Source organism: Agitococcus lubricus (genome assembly GCF_003051055.1).
GTDB lineage: Bacteria > Pseudomonadota > Gammaproteobacteria > Pseudomonadales > Moraxellaceae > Agitococcus > Agitococcus lubricus.
Window position 1 is genome coordinate 1 of the sequence record NZ_QAON01000022.1, and the last position, 16,881, is coordinate 16,881.

General features: G+C 50.4%; 17 protein-coding genes and 2 pseudogenes. 10 read left to right on the top strand and 9 right to left on the bottom strand.

The window, feature by feature from the left end:
- The first annotated feature begins 83 nt into the window (after positions 1 to 83).
- Complete coding sequence (gene repM / locus C8N29_RS14940) at positions 84 to 884, top strand: replication initiation protein RepM (protein WP_170107008.1); 801 nt, start codon at positions 84 to 86, stop codon at positions 882 to 884.
- 18 nt (positions 885 to 902) lie between these two features.
- Here repM and C8N29_RS14945 read toward each other — a convergent pair whose 3' ends face one another.
- From C8N29_RS14945 to C8N29_RS14965, 5 genes are all read right to left on the bottom strand, one after another.
- Positions 903 to 1,322, bottom strand: a complete 420-nt coding sequence (locus C8N29_RS14945) for a type II toxin-antitoxin system VapC family toxin (protein ID WP_107866877.1) — start codon at positions 1,320 to 1,322, stop codon at positions 903 to 905.
- Positions 1,319 to 1,573 carry a FitA-like ribbon-helix-helix domain-containing protein gene (locus C8N29_RS14950; RefSeq protein ID WP_107866878.1) on the bottom strand — a complete coding sequence of 85 codons (255 nt, stop codon included), beginning with the start codon at positions 1,571 to 1,573 and terminating at the stop codon, positions 1,319 to 1,321. The genes C8N29_RS14945 and C8N29_RS14950 overlap by 4 nt, the downstream gene beginning before the upstream one ends.
- 81 nt (positions 1,574 to 1,654) lie before the next feature.
- On the bottom strand, positions 1,655 to 2,293 hold the full coding sequence (locus C8N29_RS14955) for a hypothetical protein (RefSeq protein ID WP_107866879.1): 639 nt from the start codon (positions 2,291 to 2,293) through the stop codon (positions 1,655 to 1,657).
- Between the two features lie 1,428 nt (positions 2,294 to 3,721).
- Complete coding sequence (locus tag C8N29_RS14960) at positions 3,722 to 3,964, bottom strand: hypothetical protein (RefSeq protein WP_107866880.1); 243 nt, start codon at positions 3,962 to 3,964, stop codon at positions 3,722 to 3,724.
- Between the two features lie 84 nt (positions 3,965 to 4,048).
- Positions 4,049 to 4,462 carry a hypothetical protein gene (locus C8N29_RS14965; RefSeq protein ID WP_107866881.1) on the bottom strand — a complete coding sequence of 138 codons (414 nt, stop codon included), beginning with the start codon at positions 4,460 to 4,462 and terminating at the stop codon, positions 4,049 to 4,051.
- Between the two features lie 81 nt (positions 4,463 to 4,543).
- On the opposite strand from C8N29_RS14965, the gene C8N29_RS14970 reads away from it, so the two are divergent.
- Complete coding sequence (locus C8N29_RS14970; protein ID WP_107866882.1) at positions 4,544 to 5,215, top strand: plasmid pRiA4b ORF-3 family protein; 672 nt, start codon at positions 4,544 to 4,546, stop codon at positions 5,213 to 5,215.
- 19 nt (positions 5,216 to 5,234) lie between these two features.
- A pseudogene (locus C8N29_RS14975) lies at positions 5,235 to 6,143 on the top strand (ISKra4 family transposase); the annotation flags it as partial.
- A 57-nt stretch (positions 6,144 to 6,200) separates the two neighbouring features.
- Here the strand turns inward: C8N29_RS14975 and C8N29_RS14985 are convergent.
- From C8N29_RS14985 to C8N29_RS14995, 3 genes are read right to left on the bottom strand one after another with little or no spacing between them, the layout of a single operon-like run.
- A complete protein-coding gene (locus tag C8N29_RS14985; protein WP_000137810.1) occupies positions 6,201 to 7,490 on the bottom strand; it encodes an ISL3-like element ISPpu12 family transposase in 1,290 nt (429 codons plus the stop codon).
- 21 nt (positions 7,491 to 7,511) lie between these two features.
- Positions 7,512 to 7,970, bottom strand: coding sequence for a signal peptidase II (gene lspA, locus C8N29_RS14990; RefSeq protein ID WP_228129055.1), 459 nt, complete (start codon positions 7,968 to 7,970; stop codon positions 7,512 to 7,514).
- Positions 7,971 to 8,027: 57 nt separating this feature from the next.
- Positions 8,028 to 8,924, bottom strand: coding sequence for a cation efflux transmembrane domain-containing protein (locus C8N29_RS14995; RefSeq protein ID WP_004781121.1), 897 nt, complete (start codon positions 8,922 to 8,924; stop codon positions 8,028 to 8,030).
- A 95-nt stretch (positions 8,925 to 9,019) separates the two neighbouring features.
- Between C8N29_RS14995 and cadR the strand changes: the two genes are divergently transcribed.
- Both cadR and C8N29_RS15010 read left to right on the top strand, forming a co-directional pair.
- Positions 9,020 to 9,427, top strand: a complete 408-nt coding sequence (cadR, locus tag C8N29_RS15000) for a Cd(II)/Pb(II)-responsive transcriptional regulator (protein WP_001219642.1) — start codon at positions 9,020 to 9,022, stop codon at positions 9,425 to 9,427.
- 70 nt (positions 9,428 to 9,497) lie between these two features.
- Positions 9,498 to 10,067: pseudogene (locus C8N29_RS15010) on the top strand (ISKra4 family transposase); the annotation flags it as partial.
- Positions 10,068 to 10,163: 96 nt separating this feature from the next.
- On the opposite strand, the gene C8N29_RS15015 reads toward C8N29_RS15010, so the two are convergent.
- Entirely contained in the window at positions 10,164 to 10,448 is a 285-nt protein-coding gene (locus tag C8N29_RS15015) for an ArsR/SmtB family transcription factor (protein ID WP_107866885.1), read from the bottom strand.
- A gap of 186 nt (positions 10,449 to 10,634) precedes the next feature.
- Between C8N29_RS15015 and C8N29_RS15020 the strand changes: the two genes are divergently transcribed.
- The 5 genes from C8N29_RS15020 (at position 10,635) to C8N29_RS15040 (ending at position 16,880) form a co-directional block, all read left to right on the top strand.
- Positions 10,635 to 11,051, top strand: a complete 417-nt coding sequence (locus tag C8N29_RS15020) for a hypothetical protein (RefSeq protein WP_107866886.1) — start codon at positions 10,635 to 10,637, stop codon at positions 11,049 to 11,051.
- 98 nt (positions 11,052 to 11,149) lie between these two features.
- Positions 11,150 to 12,253, top strand: a complete 1,104-nt coding sequence (locus C8N29_RS15025; RefSeq protein WP_107866887.1) for an efflux RND transporter periplasmic adaptor subunit — start codon at positions 11,150 to 11,152, stop codon at positions 12,251 to 12,253.
- Positions 12,254 to 15,334, top strand: a complete 3,081-nt coding sequence (locus tag C8N29_RS15030; protein WP_107866888.1) for an efflux RND transporter permease subunit — start codon at positions 12,254 to 12,256, stop codon at positions 15,332 to 15,334. It begins immediately after the preceding gene.
- A complete protein-coding gene (locus tag C8N29_RS15035) occupies positions 15,331 to 15,633 on the top strand; it encodes a DUF3240 family protein (RefSeq protein ID WP_107866889.1) in 303 nt (100 codons plus the stop codon). Before C8N29_RS15030 ends, C8N29_RS15035 begins: the two co-directional genes overlap by 4 nt.
- Entirely contained in the window at positions 15,630 to 16,880 is a 1,251-nt protein-coding gene (locus C8N29_RS15040) for a TolC family protein (RefSeq protein ID WP_107866890.1), read from the top strand. Before C8N29_RS15035 ends, C8N29_RS15040 begins: the two co-directional genes overlap by 4 nt.
- Position 16,881: the final 1 nt, after the last annotated feature.

Consider the following 16,881-nt stretch of genomic DNA (forward strand, 5'->3'; position numbering starts at 1 on the left):
ATTCAACGCTAGGTTATAAATCACCATTAATATTTGAACGTGATTTTTTAAGACAAGCTGCCTAAATAACTGTCCTGTTTCTCTTGACCATTACAGTTGGTGTAGGCATAAGCACAGATACACCACTGGTAATTTGGGCAAATCGTTATGCCACAACATTTGATGTAACACTTGAAGCTGGATATTGGGCATTAAAAGAAGCTGCAAAAACCTTATTCGATAGACAATTCACCTTATATCTAATAGATGCAGATACTAAAAAAGAGAAACGTATTACTAGCCGATGGGTATCTCAAGTTGGTTATGTTGATGATGCTGCTAAGTTAGAAATCATTCTGTCTCCTGCTGTGGTAAAGGAGATTACACGTCTAGAGTCGCAATTCACCCGTTACTATTTAGAGCAAACTGCCCCTCTTACTAGTGCGTATGCAGTTCGATTATATGAACTCCTTATCCAATGGCAAGAAGCAGCTAAATTACCAATGTTTCACTTAGAGTCTTTTCGGCAACAACTAGGGCTTGCAGATCATGAACTTATCCGTATGAGTGATTTCAAAAAACGAGTTCTTGATTTAGCTGTATCTCAAATAAACGAACATACCGACATCACTGTCAATTACGAACAACATAAGGCAGGTCGAATTATTACTGGCTTTACATTTAAGTTAAAAAAGAAGCATCCAAAAGATGTAACCCCCAAAGCCAAGACTCAATCCAAGCCTAAACAAAGCCCTAAAAATGATGATGAAAATATTGAAACGCTTTTACAAGATGAAAAATGGGTATCTAAGCATGCACAAACAGGAGAATCATGGGAGCAAGCTCGCACTCGATTACGACACGAAGCAAAAACTGGCAAATTTACGCTAGCACCCACACCTTAAAAAAGAAACTCCACCCGTTTACCTCATATCCCACGGATTAATCACTGTCACTTTAGCTGCGGTATAAGGTGCAGTATCTCGTGAAGCAACAACAAAGCCACGTGATGCTGCAATCGCCGCAATATAACCATCGGGGGTAGGAAAACCTCTTCCAGAAACTTTAGCAATCATCGCTAAATCGGCATAGTGCTGTGCAGCCTTAACATCAAACGAAAGTATCCTATCTTTAAAGAGTTCCAATAATCCCTCTAAAGTTAGTGTCAACATTTCCTTACGTTTACCAGATGGTAAAGCAGCAATCCCAAACAACAGCTCAGCCACCGTCACACTGGAGAGGTAAAGGGTTTCCGCAACTTGATCGTTTAACCATCCACGGACAACAGGATTTGGCTCAGGCTTCATCGCCTCGGAGACCACATTCGTATCGAGAAGAATCATTCAAACCTCATTGGCTCGGCAGGAGATTGATCGCTGACCTGTTGAAACACGTCAAAATCTTCATTCGTCAAACCAACCTGACGACTCAATGTTGCAAGAGCATCCCCCATACGCACACGCGTTTCAGGCTTTACTGCATGAGCTAAAATCTCACGTACTTCGGCTTCGGTACTACGCCCATGTAAAGCAGCCTGTACCCGTAATGCACGATGTACATCATCAGGCAAATTACGCACGGTTAGCATCGCCATCGCATCACCTCATAAAAACACATTCAATGCCTTCACTTTATCATAATGAATGCACAACAACAAATCATCATGACAAAGACTTTAAGCCTTAACCACATCCATCACTTTTTTGGTCTTCTTTTTAGGGACTGGATTGGGCAATCGACGTACATATGCTAAAAATGTCGGTAGCGCAGGCATTGGCTCCGTATCCTTGCGTAATCGCTTCCATTCACCACGTAGCCATTTACTGAGCATACCAACCTGACGGCGTACCAAACGAAAGCCGGGGCTGTTGTATAGCGATGCAATCGCCATTTGTAGAGCTAAATCGTTTTTCGCCAAAATAGCGTTCCTTAAGCGTTTTTGATGGTTGGTATAGGCAGTCTTCTCCATACGCCATGACCATGACACACCATCATGAACTAATTCATAGCCTGTTAATGACAAACGGTGTTCTTTGTCTCGCAGATCGACAAATTGCTCTCGTTCCATCACGCGGCCTTTACCACCTGTGGTGAGTAACCAAAAGATGGCTTTATCGCCGCTTTCAGGTTTCCACACTAAAAATTGCGTCACTGCCTCACCTGATAATTTACGGCGGCTACGTTGTGATTTAGTCAATTCCGTATCGTATTCACGGGCAAATTTTTTTGACAACGCAGTCAATTTTTCAAGGCCTATTTCACCTTGAAAATACAAGTGGTAATCAAAACGTGCTGCATCTTGTAGACGTTGCATTGCTAATATCTTGCTTTCACATTCAATCATAGGGAGTGTATAGTTTTGAGGTTTCTAGATTCGTATTATCTCACTACTTTGCGACGTAATAAAGGCATATAACTATATTACTAATACTTATAGATAGTTTAAATTTCACTAATTTAGGTGCTTGATAATAAGAGATTCCGATTATATGTTGATTACAGCGACAACATCAGTCAAAATACCATCGTCGTCTTCGAATCAGGGCGGCACGCCCTGTTTTTAAATGGGGGTTGCCTCCCTCCATTTTTTCTTTCCGCCGACCAGATACCTGATCGCCAATCAGGTTGAAACTGGTGAAGCCGTATGCCCGTAATGGGGCTGGTACGGCTACGACAGGCGCTAGGAATTGCAATATTCCTTTCGACCTAATCCGCATTTTTTAGATGCGTTAATGATTTTTTTTTCGAGTTTGGGCGACACGGAAACGGGCCGCTAGGTGACTAGCTTAGCCCTGCTTTTTATGAGAGTCGGTATTCAGTCCGATCCACGGGCGGCAGGAAACTGTCGAACGTGTGCCACGCAGGTGGGCTGCTGAGGCCGTCGAAATACGGCAGGGGTTTGAGGAGAAATCTGGAGAACTCGGTACTCAGGGGCGCAAGCCGCTGAGATCGCTGTACAGCTTAAGCCTGTAATCGCACCCTTCGAGGGTGCTTCGTGGGGAACATGAGCCAGTCTTATGACTGAAATTCTACGATCCCTTTAGTTAGTAATCGACTTGCTTTGGAATCTCGGAGCGATGAAATCTTGTCTTTTAGGAATCTAAGACGGGAAAAGCCATTAGGAGTAGGGCTAGACTAAAGAGGGGAGAATGCTGGCGTTCTGTTCGTTAAAACATGAAAAACTAACGTGGGAATCACTGACTGCCGTTGATAACAGGTGGCACTGTTGAGGTAAAAGTGAGGGAGATCAGATCAGTAGGGGTGTTGAGAGGACTAGGCGATTCAGTCGAAGGCTAGTCTGAGTTTGATGGGTTTTCCATTAAGCATGTTCCCGAAAGTTTGAGCCAGTTGTGTGTTGGCGGAAAGAAAATATGTGTTTGTTGAGGGGGTGGCTCCCCTCTGCCGATTCGTTGCTATTTGCGAAACGTGGCAGTCATGCGCCTTAAAGTCATGGCACTTTCTTCGTTTTTATCAAAGTTTTTTGATAAGACGTTGACGTTTTATTCTCGTTTTTCGTTTAAAAGAGCGCGAACATCGGCGTTATTGGTGGTTTGTTGGCATTAAGTGCGTTCTATGAGACTGATAAAGGGGTCGTTAGACAACTTCAGTGGTAGGCGCAACGGATGCTGACCTTTCTTGATCAGCTTCGCACTGGTCAAAACCCAGATATTTTGAGAAATATCTGTTATAACGCCCTTCATTTGAAGGGCGTTTTCTTCATGCAATCGCCGTTTAAAACGGTTTATTTACCGTGGGGTCGTAGGTCTATGACGATATGCTCTTTGCCATCAATGGTGGCCACAAGGTGCAAATGTTGTTGATTCATCAGCGTATGTGTGGCAATGCCAAGGATCACGAGGCAGACAAAGAAAGTACCATAAACGCATAAGGCACAAAGCTGTTGTATGGCGTCTTGGGTAAATGAGAAGATTTTTTGCAGAATCGTCGATAGGCTGGATTTAATATCCAATACGGGCATGTTCATGTGTATTCACCTTGTACCTCATTCGGTACTTTTGGTTTAAAGGGAAACCCATTCTACACAAAAAATAACGCCTTGTTGATGGTCTTATGGTTGTTTTTTACGCAATTGATAAGCTTGAAATAAGCGAACGCGTTCATCCGCCCAAAACATTTCAATGGCATCAATTAAGGCAACCCATTGTAGTGGTTTTAGCTCATTAATCGTGTCAATCATCTCGTCTATGTTTCTACAGTTGTCGACTGTTTTAACGGTGTTTAGTAAATCTCTTAACGTTATCGAGTGAAATTGTCGCCATGACTCTCGTTCTTTAGTCGCTCGCTCTTTGGTCACTTGATAGATCAGTGCTAATTGACTAGGACTAAAGACATCCGCGATGTCCTGTGTTTTAAGTAAATATCCATATCGTTCAATGATGCTATTTAATCGGCCACTGGTAAACGGGCCAACAATACTGAGTGATTCCTCAGATAAAAATACAGATTTACGATTGGCAGACATGGTCTAACCTTGTGAAAAATAAGTCGTATGGAGGTAAACAGGCTATTTTAGCTTAAAAATATCGTACTTTCGCGGACGATTATGAATAAAAGAAAACCTAAAAAAATACTTCCTCAAAGTAGTGGCCTACCCATTTACCAACTCTATATATGGATTCATGACATTCACCCCATCATCTGGCGACGAATACTGGTTTGTGCTGACAGCACGATTGAAGATTTACATTACACGCTACAGATTGCATTTGGCTGGGAGGACTTACATTTAAATGCGTTTCACATTCACGGTCAACAATATGGTGTTTACCACGATGGTGGTATTAGTTTTATGACTGATCCCAAACTCGTCAAACTCTCAGACTTTAATTTTTATCATAACGAGCGTTTTCGTTATCAATATGATTTTGGTGCAGGCTGGGTGCATGAGATACGTATTGAGGCATTCTTAGAAAAGAGTGATAAATACAGCTACCCTTATTGTCAGAGTGGTCAACGTAAAGCTCCACCAGAAGACTGCGGCGGCGCATTAGCTTTTATGGAGCAACGCGATGCAGCACCACGACATCTATATGATTTATTTGATGAGATTACTGAGGCCATTGAAAATAATGACCTTGATGCTATTCGTGATTACCTCGAAGAAATAAACACCTTACGAGAATGGCTTACATTAGATAACTTTAATCGATCGCAAGCCAACCGCCGACTCCAGCAATACACACAACATGATGATGCTTGGAGATGGCTCGAGTAATTGCTGAAAGAGTTATACCATGAAAATACGCATACAAATCGCGATGGAAGGTAATAACGGCGAATTCGAGCGGATTGAAAATATTGTCGACTTGGAGCGCAGTTTATTACAACCTGAAACGCTTGGTTTAACACTCGCTGAGTCAAAAACGGTATTGCAAGGCATACAAGAGTGTATGGTTAGCGAGCAAGTTAAGGAATATATGGCACAATTCAACACCTGCCCTGATTGTGGCGCACGTCGAACAAAGAAAGGGCAGCATACTCTTGTGTATCGCACTGTATTTGGTAAGCTAAATCTGATTAGCCCTCGGTTATATGATTGCACCTGCCATCAGCCACATCAACATCGGCATAGTTCCAGTCCGTTGGCGACATGGTTAAAGGCACATAGCTCACCTGAGCTATTATATTTGGAAACTAAATTTGCCTCGTTAATGTCCTATGGCTTGAGTATTCGTTTGTTGAGTGAAGTTTTGCCAATTGCAGATGAAATCAATGCCACGTCAATGCGTCGACATCAACAACAAATTGCTGAGCGTATTGAAAGCGAGCTAGGTGAAGAACAATTTCAATTTATTAAAGGTTGTCCTGATGAATGGGGACGGCAACCAAGACCAGAACCACCTTTAACAGTCGGTTTAGATGGTGGCTACGTCCATGCTTCGGCTCAGAAATCAAGAACAGAAGGTTGGTTTGAGGTTATTACGGGTAAAAGCGTGAAAGCGGATGGTGATGCTAAAGTATTTGCCTTCGTGAATAAGTATGATACCAAACCCAAAAGACGGCTTTATGAAGTTCTTAAATCACAAGGCTTGCAGATGAATCAACAGGTTGTGTTTTTATCAGATGGCGGTGATACGGTGCGTAGTTTACAACGTTACCTCAGTCCTGAGTCTGAACATTTACTGGATTGGTTTCATATTACGGGTATACGGATTTAATGGTTGATGGGGCACCTTCACCCCATCAATCTGATACCACCCTCAGATGGTTGATAGATCGACTCCGTAGTTGAGTTCCTCTGCGAAGTCCGGCAGTCCGTAACCGATGGTTTTCTTGTAGAAAGGAGAGACCTTCGCAGTCGGTGCCTTCTTCTTGTGCTTCGTGGTGTAGAGCATTCGTGCCCGCATCACCTCGAAGGAGTAACCGCGCCCTTCACGGTTCTTGTCCTTGGCCAGTCGGTTGATGGACTCCGTGTAAGCGTTGGTGACGGGCATGTCCGTCTCGAAGTAGGTCATGGTCTCTTCGCGCCAGTTTCCCACTGCCCTGACCAGATCGCTCCAGACTTCCTTTTGGCCCTTCGGGATGGTGGCTATCCACTCGTCCAGGGCGGCTTCTGCCTGGAGCCGTGTGGTGGCGTCCCAGATGCCGTAGAAGCGCTCCTTGTGCTCGTAGGCGGCCAGCAGTTGCGGGAACGCGCCTGTCCAGGTCTCCATGATGAGGCGCTCCCGGTCTGAGACTTCGTGAGCGCGTTTCAGCAGGATTTTCCGGTCTCCCTTGAGAGTCCGGCTCTGGGACGGTTTCAGCTCCTTTCTGAGGTCCTTGCGCACTCTCTCTAGGGCATCGTTGGCCATGCGCACCACATGGAACTTATCGACCACGATACGGGCCTGGGGCAGCACAGCCTTGACCGCTGCCCGGTAGGGGTTCCACATGTCCATGCTGACGATCTCGACCTTCTGCCGGTCTTTCAGCTTCATCAGGTAGTTGGTCACCACGTCCTGGCGGCGGGTGGCCAGCAGGTCGAGCAGGGTTCGCTCCTCAATGTTGGTCAGAATGCAGCGGTAGCGCTTGTTCAGGTATAGCTCGTCAATGCCCAGGATGCGGGGCGTCTCGAAGCGGTGCCAGCGCCCCAGCAACTCGGCGCGGGCGTTGAAGATGTCGCGCACCGTCTTCTCGTCCAGGCCGGTCTGTGCCGCCACAAAGGTGTAGGGGTGGTTGAAGGATTCCTTCTCCACGTACTCATGCAGCCGCAGTGTCATACGGAATCCGTCCACCATCTCCGGTAGCTGGGGCCTGAATGTTGTCTTGCAGGCCCGGCAGGTGTATCGGCGGCGGACCACCCAGAGAGTGACCCGCTTGCCGTGGATGGGCAGATCACGATAGGGAACGTCACGCTTGCCGAACCGTACGAACTCACCCTGCACGCCGCATTCCTCGCAGGCGATGGGATCGGGCACGTCCACCTGGAAGTGCATTTCGTCGTCGGTTGATTTGCAGCCCAGTACTTGGTATTGCGGCAGGTGAAGGATGTTGTCGGGAAGTTCGGTCATGGTGTTGTATAGGCGTAGGTGTCAGTCAGATCCATCCGACTCGGCATTGGTGTTTGCTTTTTTACCCAACAAGCTGCTGGAAACTAAAAGTAAGGCACCGAGGACAATTGCAATATCAGCCAGGTTGAAGGCCGGCCAATGCCAGTCTCGCCAATAGAAATCAAAGGAATCCACAACATAGCCGCGAAAGACCCGGTCAATCAGGTTGCCCATGGCGCCACCGAGGATAAGACTGTAAGCGATGGCTTCTCCTTTATGACGATTTTCAAGGATCAGCTTGATCAGAAAAATCGAGACCACTACCGCGATTCCGATAAAAAAGTAGCGCTGCCAGCCTCCACCATTCGCAAAAAGACTGAATGCGGCACCGGTATTCCATACGTGTACCCAGTTAAAGAATGAGGTCACTGAAATAGACTCGCCATATGCCATTGATTGTTGCACCAGCCATTTTATGGCCTGATCAGACGCTGCCAGCAGGCCCGATATGGACAACAGAGCGTACGGTGACAGATGTTTGCCAAAAATGGACATTGCTTAATCCTTGAGCGCCAGAATGCGTCTAGCACCGTTAAGTACAATTACCCCCGCGATGGTGCCGATAATCAGATCCGGATAATTGGACCCGGTCCACGCGACCAGAGCGCCGGCGGTGATGACCCCCAGGTTGATCACCACGTCGTTGGCCGAGAATATCCAGCTTGCCTTCATGTGCGCCCCGCCCTCCCGATGTTTGGATATGAGCAGCAGACAACTGGTATTGGCAATCAATGCGACGAATGCGATAGCCATCATCACCAGCGATTCAGGCTCACTACCGAATACAAAGCGTCTCACCACCTCTATGAGTACGCCCACAGCCAAGATCAGTTGCAGTACACCAGCAAGATGCGCGGCACGTACCTGCATTTTCACGCTATGTCCAACCGCATAAAGGGCAAGCCCGTACACCGCCGCATCGGCAAAATTGTCCAGGGATTCTCCAATCAGGCCGGTGGACCGGGCGATCAGACCGGCAGTCATTTCCACCACGAACAGAAGTGCATTGATGCCGAGCAACCAGCGCAGGGTCCCGGATTCTTGCTTAGCAGAAGCTGCCGAAAACTCGGCGGCCTTGATGGTCTCCGGATTTGCAGCGACGGTTTCCTGAAGCGAGGCGCCTAGCCCCAAGGTCTTCAGTTTCGAGGTGACGGGCTCGACCTCACCGTCATGCACGACCTTCAACCGGCGGTTCGACAAGTCGAAGGACAGTGCCCGAATCCCCTCAACGCCGTTCAGGGCCAGGCGAATCATGCGCTCTTCTGATGGACAGTCCATCTTCGGCACGGCATAAACACTGACCCATTCCCCCGACGCATCGGAGGAGGCCTGCATATCGGTATCCGCCGCAGGCCTTGCATGGTCGCCACAGGGGCCTCCGCAGTTTTTACTCATGATATGACTCCACTTGAATGTGATCGGGTTTTCATTTAAAACTATATAGTAGCTATAATGTCAATAGCGTAGAGAATCCGTTGCGGAGGAACCCGATGCGTATTGGTCAGTTGGCACAGTCAGTAGGGGTAGATACACAGACGATCCGCTTCTACGAACGGCAGGGCTTGTTGCCGCCGCCTGGTCGGCAGGAGAACGGTTACCGTGTCTATACCGAGAAACACGTTGAGCGGCTGGCCTTTATTCGTCGCTGCCGCATCCTGGATCTGTCACTGGCAGAAATTCACGAACTAAAGCGCTATCAGGACGACCCTCATCAGTCCTGTACCGCTGTCAATGCCTTGCTCGATGATCACATCTCTCATGTGCGCTCGCAGATAACCGCTCTACAGGCGCTTGAGAAACAACTCGTTTCACTAAGAGCGCGTTGCAACGATGACCGGGAAGTTAAGGCGTGTGGGGTTCTTGCTGGAATTAGCGAGGGAAGCATGCATCAGCAGTAGGTTGGAGTGCCAACCAGATAATCCGATGAGATGCCGGTTTGCCTCACTCTCATGCAAAGGTAAGATCAACCATTTAATCCGCTTACCCCATATTACCATGCGTTTAACCGTGATGACACAAATGGCTAAAGGCATGATAACGGAATTGGCATCGCAGAAAAAAACTAAAAAAGAGGCTCATGAAATTGCAAGTATCGATGTACCAGCACGATTACTAACACAATTAGAAAGTATTAAATGGCATCTTTGGCATGGTAATGTCATGGAAGCATTGGCACTCATTTATGATGTAAATGTTGATTTGGAGATATGGGAAGAAAACACGACGAATAAGAAAAAATTGCTCAAATTAGTGTGTGAGTTTGAAAGTTATATTCGTGCTAACGGTGGGTTTATTCCAAACTACGGTGATCGTTATCGCCATAACGAGACCATTACCACGGCGTTTGTGGAATCAACGGTCAATTACGTGATTAGTAAACGTTTTGTGAAAAAGCAGCAAATGCGTTGGACACAACGTGGTGCACATTTACTGTTACAAACGAGAGTACAGGTCTTAAATGATGACTTACGAAAAACTTTTTGTCGTTGGTTTCAGGGGATGATGGTAGAAAGTGAGCAGGAAAAAATGGCGGCGTAAAACTCTAGCCCCCGTTTTGGTTCACTCTCCCAGTACGTCATACACCATGATAACATTCCTTAACTTCGTGAAATAACGAAATATAGAGCCGAAGCATCAGCAGCATTGCCGCAGAAAGCCCCCCAGTTCGGCCAGGATCGCCTGAATACTGGCGACATTCGCACGGTATTCCACTTCCTTGCCGATTTTTTCCGAACGCAGAAGTCCCGCTTCCTTGAGTTGCTTGAGATGTTCCGACGCCGTGGACATGCCTAGTTGGGTACGTTCCGCAACCTCACCGACCGTCAGCACCGGCTGCTCGGCAAACAGCAGCATGATGCGCTGCCGGTTGGTGTTCGTCAGGGCGTGAAAGAACTTTTGCAGGTTGTCAGGGAGCGCCATATTGAATACTTCGTATTTTTACGAAATGTAGCATCTAGTAATCTGAGTGTCAAGTTCAAAGGCTCAGACCTTAGGCGGAATACACAAGCAATGACCTCTACACACACAACCCCAACAAATGAGAATATTTCTTTTTTAATCTCTGTCTGTTATACTGATCCTTTATGACATTATCTGTATCTATTCATGTTCCAGTTTACCCGTCGTCAACGCCGCCGCTGGTCACTGCCGCTTATGGCCGTGATGGTGCTGCATTGGTGCTTGGGTTTTGGCGCAGCACTGGCCGATGTCATTTGTCTGGAACCTGATGGTAAAGTCACGGTAGAGTTCAGTGGCAAACTTTGCTGTGATCCAACCAAGGCTAAGGCTGAAAGCAAACACTGTATTGATCTCGCCATGGATGACGAGCATGCCAATCATGAGCCTGCTCCTGCCAGCGATATCAAACTGCCGCCTTTGCCGACTATTACCATACCAACTTTGACTCTGCCCATCGCTCCTCCACCCCTGATTACCGCCAGTTCTATTCCCGGCTGGTCATCGCCTCCACCGTTTTTTTATCAGTCCGCCCCGTTACGGGCTATGACCGTTCTCCTCATTTAAGCAACTCCTGCTGTGATATCCGCCCTGATCGGGCTTGTTCATCATTTGCTTACCGGCAGTCTGGCCTTTCGGCATTAGCCTGCCTTTAGGAGTTGTACATGTTATTCCGTTCATCCCGACTGGTACTTGCCTTGTGTGCAGTGCTGGCCAATCATGCCTATGCTGCCGATCAATTCAGCGTTAGGCCCCAGCAATTGCAGAATCTGGGCATCACACTCAGCACTCTTTCTCCTTCATCCTCTTCCAGCCTGAGTGTAAGTTACCCAGCCAAAGTCATCCTGATGCCAGATCAAGAGCAGGTCGTCAGCAGCGCCCTGAATGCACTGGTCACTCAAGTTATGGTGCAGGACGGCATGGCAGTCAAAGCGGGCCAGCCATTACTGCGCCTGCAAAGCCCGGAGTTGAGCAGTTTGCAGCTCAATCTGGCACAGGCTGCCAGCCAGTCACGGCTGGCCCAAGCTGCTTGGGCGCGGGAGCAGGAACTGTTTACCACCGGCATTACGCCACAACGCCGTTTGCTGGAAGCTGAGTCCGCTCGCCAACAAGCCGACGCTGCGTTGACACAAAGCCGGGTCGCCCTGCAATTGGCAGGTATGACATCAGCCGCCATTCAACGGCTGGAAAAAGGGGGGAAACCCGAAAGTGACTTGCTGATTGTCGCGCCAACGGCTGGCGTCATTAATGCCATGAGCATTCATCCCGGCCAGCGTGTCCAGCCTACAGACGCCCTGCTGCATTTGATCCGTCCAACACCGGCCTGGGTGGAGATCCAGTTACCCATAGCAACAGCAAACCGTTACCGACCCGGTATCACCCTGCAAGTCGGTGACCCGGCTATCAATGCCAAACTTGTCAGCCTTAGCCCAGTCGCCGGTGGAACACAGACTGTTTCCGCTCGCGCCCAGCTACTGTCGAAACCTTCTCAACCCTGGCTTCCCGGCACCGTGCTGAGCGCCAAATTACCGGTGATAGGCGGCGCATGGCTGCTACCGCAAGCAGCTATCACCCGTCAGGGGGCTCAAGCCTATATTTTTGTCCGCAGCAAGGAGGGTTTTGATGCACGGCCAGTCACGGTCAGCGCAACCAGCGGCCAACTGGTGCGGGTGGAAGGCCCTTTGAAAGCCGGTGAGCAGGTTGCGGTCAGCAATATCATCGCGCTCAAAGGGATCTGGCTGGGCGAAAGCGGCATGGAGGAAGAGTAAATGCTGACGCGTTTAATTCAATTCTCTCTCTCCCAACGACTGTTTATGTTGTTGCTGGCGATACTGATTGGCGCCAGTGGCTGGTATGCGTTTAGCCGCCTGCCGATTGATGCTTTTCCAGAAGTCACGCCCGTACAAGTCAAAATTGTCTTTAAAGCCCCCGGTATGACCCCGGAAGAAGTGGAAAGCCGAATTGCCATGCCCATTGAGGTGGAGATGCTCGGCATTCCCAAACAGGAAATGCTGCGCTCCACCAACAAATACGGCATCTCGGATATTACGCTCAAATTTGCCGACGGCACTGATATTTACTGGGCGCGTCAGCAAGTGGCTGAGCGTCTGAACAATATCATGGCCGATCTGCCATCCGGCATCAGTGGCGGCATTGCGCCCATCACCACGCCGCTGGGTGAAATATTCCAGTTCACCATTGAAAGCGACCGGTTATCTCTTCGTGAGAAACGCGACTTGCTGGACTGGGTAATTCGCCCGGCCTTGCGTACCGTCCCTGGAGTCGCTGACGTTAATGCCTTGGGTGGCGAGGCGCGCACCTACGAGATTGTGCCCAACCCCCTGCAAATGTCAGCCAATCGCCTGACGCTGGAACAACTGCGGTTGGCCGTCAGCGCCAATAACAATAATGACGGCGCCGGACGTTTGGATGAAGGCGGCGAATCCCTGCTGATTCGGGAAGAAGGCCGTATTACATCGCTGGACGATATACGCGCCATCGTCGTTTCAACGGACAATGGCGCGGTGGTACGGATTGGCGATGTTGCCGAAGTCAAAACCGGCTCGTTGACCCGTTACGGCGCTGTAACCCGCAATGGCAAAGGAGAAGCGGTTGAAGGCCTGGTACTATCTTTAGCCGGAGCCAATGCGCGGGAAGTCATCACTGGCGTTAAAGCCCGACTGAATGTTTTACAGCCCAGCTTGCCCCAAGGCGTCAAACTGCATGTGTTCTATGACCGGGCTCATCTGGTGGAAAAAGCCGTGGGCACGGTGTCCAAGGCGCTGTTGGAGGCCACCGTACTGGTGCTGATCTTGCTGGGACTATTCCTGGGTAATGTGCGGGCTGCTATCACGGTCGCCGTGATTCTGCCCTTATCAGCGCTGGTCACATTTATCCTGATGCGTCTGTTTGACATGTCCGCCAACCTGATGAGTCTGGGCGGTCTGGCCATTGCCATCGGCATGCTGGTGGACGCCGCCGTCGTCGTCGTGGAAAACGTGGTACGGCATCTGGCCCATGACCCAAGCAAGGGTCGCCTGCCCCTGCTGCATCTGGTCAATCGGGCCGTGCGTGAAGTCGCTGGCCCAGTGACTGCTGGGATTCTGATCATCATCATGGTGTTCTTGCCATTGCTGACCCTGCAAGGCCTGGAAGGCAAACTGTTTGTACCAGTGGCGCTCACGATCATCTTTGCATTGGCTGGTTCACTGTTGCTGTCACTGACGATCATTCCGGTTCTGGCGTCCCTGCTACTGCGCGGGAATGACCATACCGATCCGTGGCTACCACGCCAGTTATTGCGTTTATATACACCCTTACTGACCCGAAGCCTGCAACGCCCTATGCCCATTATGGCAGGAGCCGTCTTGTTACTGGTTGGCGCCGGTGTCATCTACACCCAGGTCGGCAAAACCTTCATGCCGACTATGGATGAAGGCAACATTCTGATCGGCATCGAAAAACAGCCCACAATCAGCCTGCCGCAAACCTTGAACCTGGATAGCCGTATTCAGCAGGCATTGATGAAAGAAGTGCCGGAAATCACCGGCATTGTCGCCCGCGCCGGTTCTGACGAAATCGGCCTCGACCCGATGGGTATCAATCAGACCGATACGTTTCTGGAACTTAAACCGGCCGACCAATGGCGGATTCCCGACAATAAGGATGCCCTGATTGATCAATTGCGCGAGGTGATGAACGGCTTTCCTGGGATCGTCTACAGTTTTTCCCAGCCGATTGAAATGCGGGTGTCGGAAATGATCATCGGGGTACGGGGTGATCTGGCGCTGAAAGTCTTTGGCCCGGATCTGGAAACCCTGAATCGTCTGGCCGAGCAAATGGAAGCCGAGCTTAAAAAGATTCCCGGTTCCCAAGATGTCTATACCGTACAAAACGGCGGCGTCCAATACCTGCGCTTGCGGGTTGATCGACTGGCAGCGGGTCGTTTCGGCCTCAATATCAGTGATGTACAGGACAATTTACGGATGCAGGTTGAAGGTGAACGTGCCGGAGTGGTCATGGACGGCAATCGCCGGATACCGATTCTGGTGCGCGGGCCAGAGGACATCCGGGTTTCACCTGAAGCTTTTGCCAATCTGAGGGTGGTCACTCCCTCCGGCGAAAGCATTGCCTTGAGCGATATTGCCAGTCTGGAGCGTGACGAAGGCCCGGTCAAAATTGAACGCGAAGCCGGCAGCCGTTACAGCGTCATCATTGCCAATGTCGACGGCCGCGACCTGGTCGGCTTTGTCGATGAAGCCAAAGCCCGCATTGCCCGGGAAATCAAACTGCCGGGCGGCTACCACCTGGCCTGGGGCGGCCAGTTCGAGAACCAGCAACGGGCGGCGCAACGTCTGATGATCGTTATACCGGTCGCGCTGGGGCTGATTTTCCTGCTACTGTTTTCTACCTTCGGCTCTTTACGTCAGGCCTTGCTGGTGCTCAGCAATATTCCTTTTGCCCTGGTCGGCGGCATAGCCGCGCTCTGGATCAGTGGCGAATACCTATCTGTACCGGCTTCCGTCGGCTTTATCGCTTTGCTTGGCATCGCCGTACTCAACGGCGTGGTGCTGGTCAGCTATTTCAATCAGCTACGCGCCGAAGGTTTCCCGTTGGCCCAGTGTGTCGTGATCGGCGCACAACGGCGCTTACGCCCGGTACTGATGACGGCCACTATCACTGCCTTTGGCTTGATTCCCTTGCTGTTTGCCAGCGGCCCAGGCTCGGAAATCCAACGGCCGCTGGCGATTGTCGTCATTGGCGGCCTGATTACTGCCACCGCTCTGACCCTGATTCTGCTGCCCATCCTATACCAGCGTTATGCCTTTGCCACGGAGAAACTGTCATGACATCTTGTTGCCTGACTCTGCTCTGCACGCCGGAGCTGGAAGAAAAACTGCTCGACTTATTGCTGGTTGATCCCGAGATCAAGCTGTTTACCAGTGCGTCATCCTTTACCCATGGCCTGCATCCCAAGAGCCTGGATCAGTTGGAGCAGGTCTTGGGGCGTGGACACTCCGTCACCATCCAGATTCTACTGACTCAACCCGATGCAGAAGCTTTGCTGGAACGCTTGCGTAGCAGCATTTCCGGCGCCGGTATTCAGTATTGGCTAACCCCGGTACTGGCGGCAGGAGAACTGACATGAAAAGAACCCTTTTTACCTTGTCGATACTGTTGGCAGCCTTAGACCAGCCTGTGCTGGCATTACCGACGCCGGATACGGTTCACGCTTTGTTAGCCCAAGACCCGGCGCTGAATGCCGCCATGGCCCAACAGCAGGCAAGCGCCTATGCCGCTTCCCTGCAATCGGGTTCACCTTACGAATGGACAGCCTCTGTCAGCGCCCAACAACGGCGCACCGATGACGGCCCCTCTTCACAAGAGTGGAATGCCGCTCTGGAGCGTGGTGTACGCTGGCCGGGCAAAGCCGGTCTAGATCAGCAATTGGCTACATTAACCCGGCAGGAAGCTGACGGGCGGGTGGCCGTTGTACGCACCGAAACCGCCCAGGAACTGCTCACCTTGTGGCTGGACTGGGCCCAGGCAAAATCCAGAATCAATTTGCTGACCCAGCAACAGGACTTATCCGTGGCCAACCTAGTGAGTGTACGTCAGCGTATTCGCAGTGGCGATGCCGCAGTGCAAGAAGAAACGCTGGCGCTGTCTGAGCAGTCGTCGCTGGCCAGCCAACAGGCATTGGCGCAACTGCAAAGCCAACAAGCTGAATTGGCGCTTCGCAGTCGTTTCCCGACACTGGCGCTCAACGACGCTACCCTGCCTCCACCACTCATGCCCGGTGGTGAGGCGCAGGAATGGCAAACCCGGATTCTGGCCGTCAACCCGCAATTGGCGCTCTCACGGCTTCAAACCCGATTAGCGCAACTACGTGCTGAACGGGTGCGCGCTGATACCAAACCCGATCCGACGCTTGGCATATTCACCGCCTCGGAAGCGCGCAACACCGAAAGAATTATCGGCTTGAGCCTGAGTCTGCCCTTATCCGGCAGTCGCCGGCAACAACAGGCGGCACAGGCGCAAGCAGAAGCCAATGCGGTGGAGTTGGGCAATAAACTGGAAGCGCAACGCCGTGAAAGCGCCATTGCCCAAGCCTGGCCCACGGCCAAGGCCAGTGTAGAGGTGTGGCAACTCGCCAAAACCAGTGCTGACCAGCAAACTTTGGCGGCAGACCGAGGCCAGAAAGGATTCAAGCTGGGCGAGACCACCTTTACCGAGTTGTTGCTATTGCGACGACAGGCAATCAGCTCGGCTGAAGCCGAACTAAGCGCTCGCGTCAATGCTTGGAGGGCGCTGTACAGTCTGGATATTGCCGCGCAACGAGGTTGGCTAGCGACGGACTTCGAGCGGGAAGCCGGGTCAGTACCGCCGCACTGAG

Coding starts and splice junctions, on each gene's coding strand:
- C8N29_RS15035 (WP_107866889.1), top strand. CDS start 15,331: ATGACATCTTGTTGCCTGACTCTGCTCTGCACGCCGGAGCTGGAAGAA.
- C8N29_RS14970 (WP_107866882.1), top strand. CDS start 4,544: ATGAATAAAAGAAAACCTAAAAAAATACTTCCTCAAAGTAGTGGCCTA.
- C8N29_RS14960 (WP_107866880.1), bottom strand. CDS start 3,964: ATGAACATGCCCGTATTGGATATTAAATCCAGCCTATCGACGATTCTG.
- C8N29_RS15025 (WP_107866887.1), top strand. CDS start 11,150: ATGTTATTCCGTTCATCCCGACTGGTACTTGCCTTGTGTGCAGTGCTG.
- C8N29_RS15015 (WP_107866885.1), bottom strand. CDS start 10,448: ATGGCGCTCCCTGACAACCTGCAAAAGTTCTTTCACGCCCTGACGAAC.
- C8N29_RS14955 (WP_107866879.1), bottom strand. CDS start 2,293: ATGCAACGTCTACAAGATGCAGCACGTTTTGATTACCACTTGTATTTT.
- C8N29_RS14995 (WP_004781121.1), bottom strand. CDS start 8,924: ATGAGTAAAAACTGCGGAGGCCCCTGTGGCGACCATGCAAGGCCTGCG.
- C8N29_RS14985 (WP_000137810.1), bottom strand. CDS start 7,490: ATGACCGAACTTCCCGACAACATCCTTCACCTGCCGCAATACCAAGTA.
- C8N29_RS15030 (WP_107866888.1), top strand. CDS start 12,254: ATGCTGACGCGTTTAATTCAATTCTCTCTCTCCCAACGACTGTTTATG.
- C8N29_RS14965 (WP_107866881.1), bottom strand. CDS start 4,462: ATGTCTGCCAATCGTAAATCTGTATTTTTATCTGAGGAATCACTCAGT.
- C8N29_RS15040 (WP_107866890.1), top strand. CDS start 15,630: ATGAAAAGAACCCTTTTTACCTTGTCGATACTGTTGGCAGCCTTAGAC.
- cadR (WP_001219642.1), top strand. CDS start 9,020: ATGCGTATTGGTCAGTTGGCACAGTCAGTAGGGGTAGATACACAGACG.
- C8N29_RS14945 (WP_107866877.1), bottom strand. CDS start 1,322: ATGATTCTTCTCGATACGAATGTGGTCTCCGAGGCGATGAAGCCTGAG.
- C8N29_RS14950 (WP_107866878.1), bottom strand. CDS start 1,573: ATGGCGATGCTAACCGTGCGTAATTTGCCTGATGATGTACATCGTGCA.
- C8N29_RS15020 (WP_107866886.1), top strand. CDS start 10,635: ATGTTCCAGTTTACCCGTCGTCAACGCCGCCGCTGGTCACTGCCGCTT.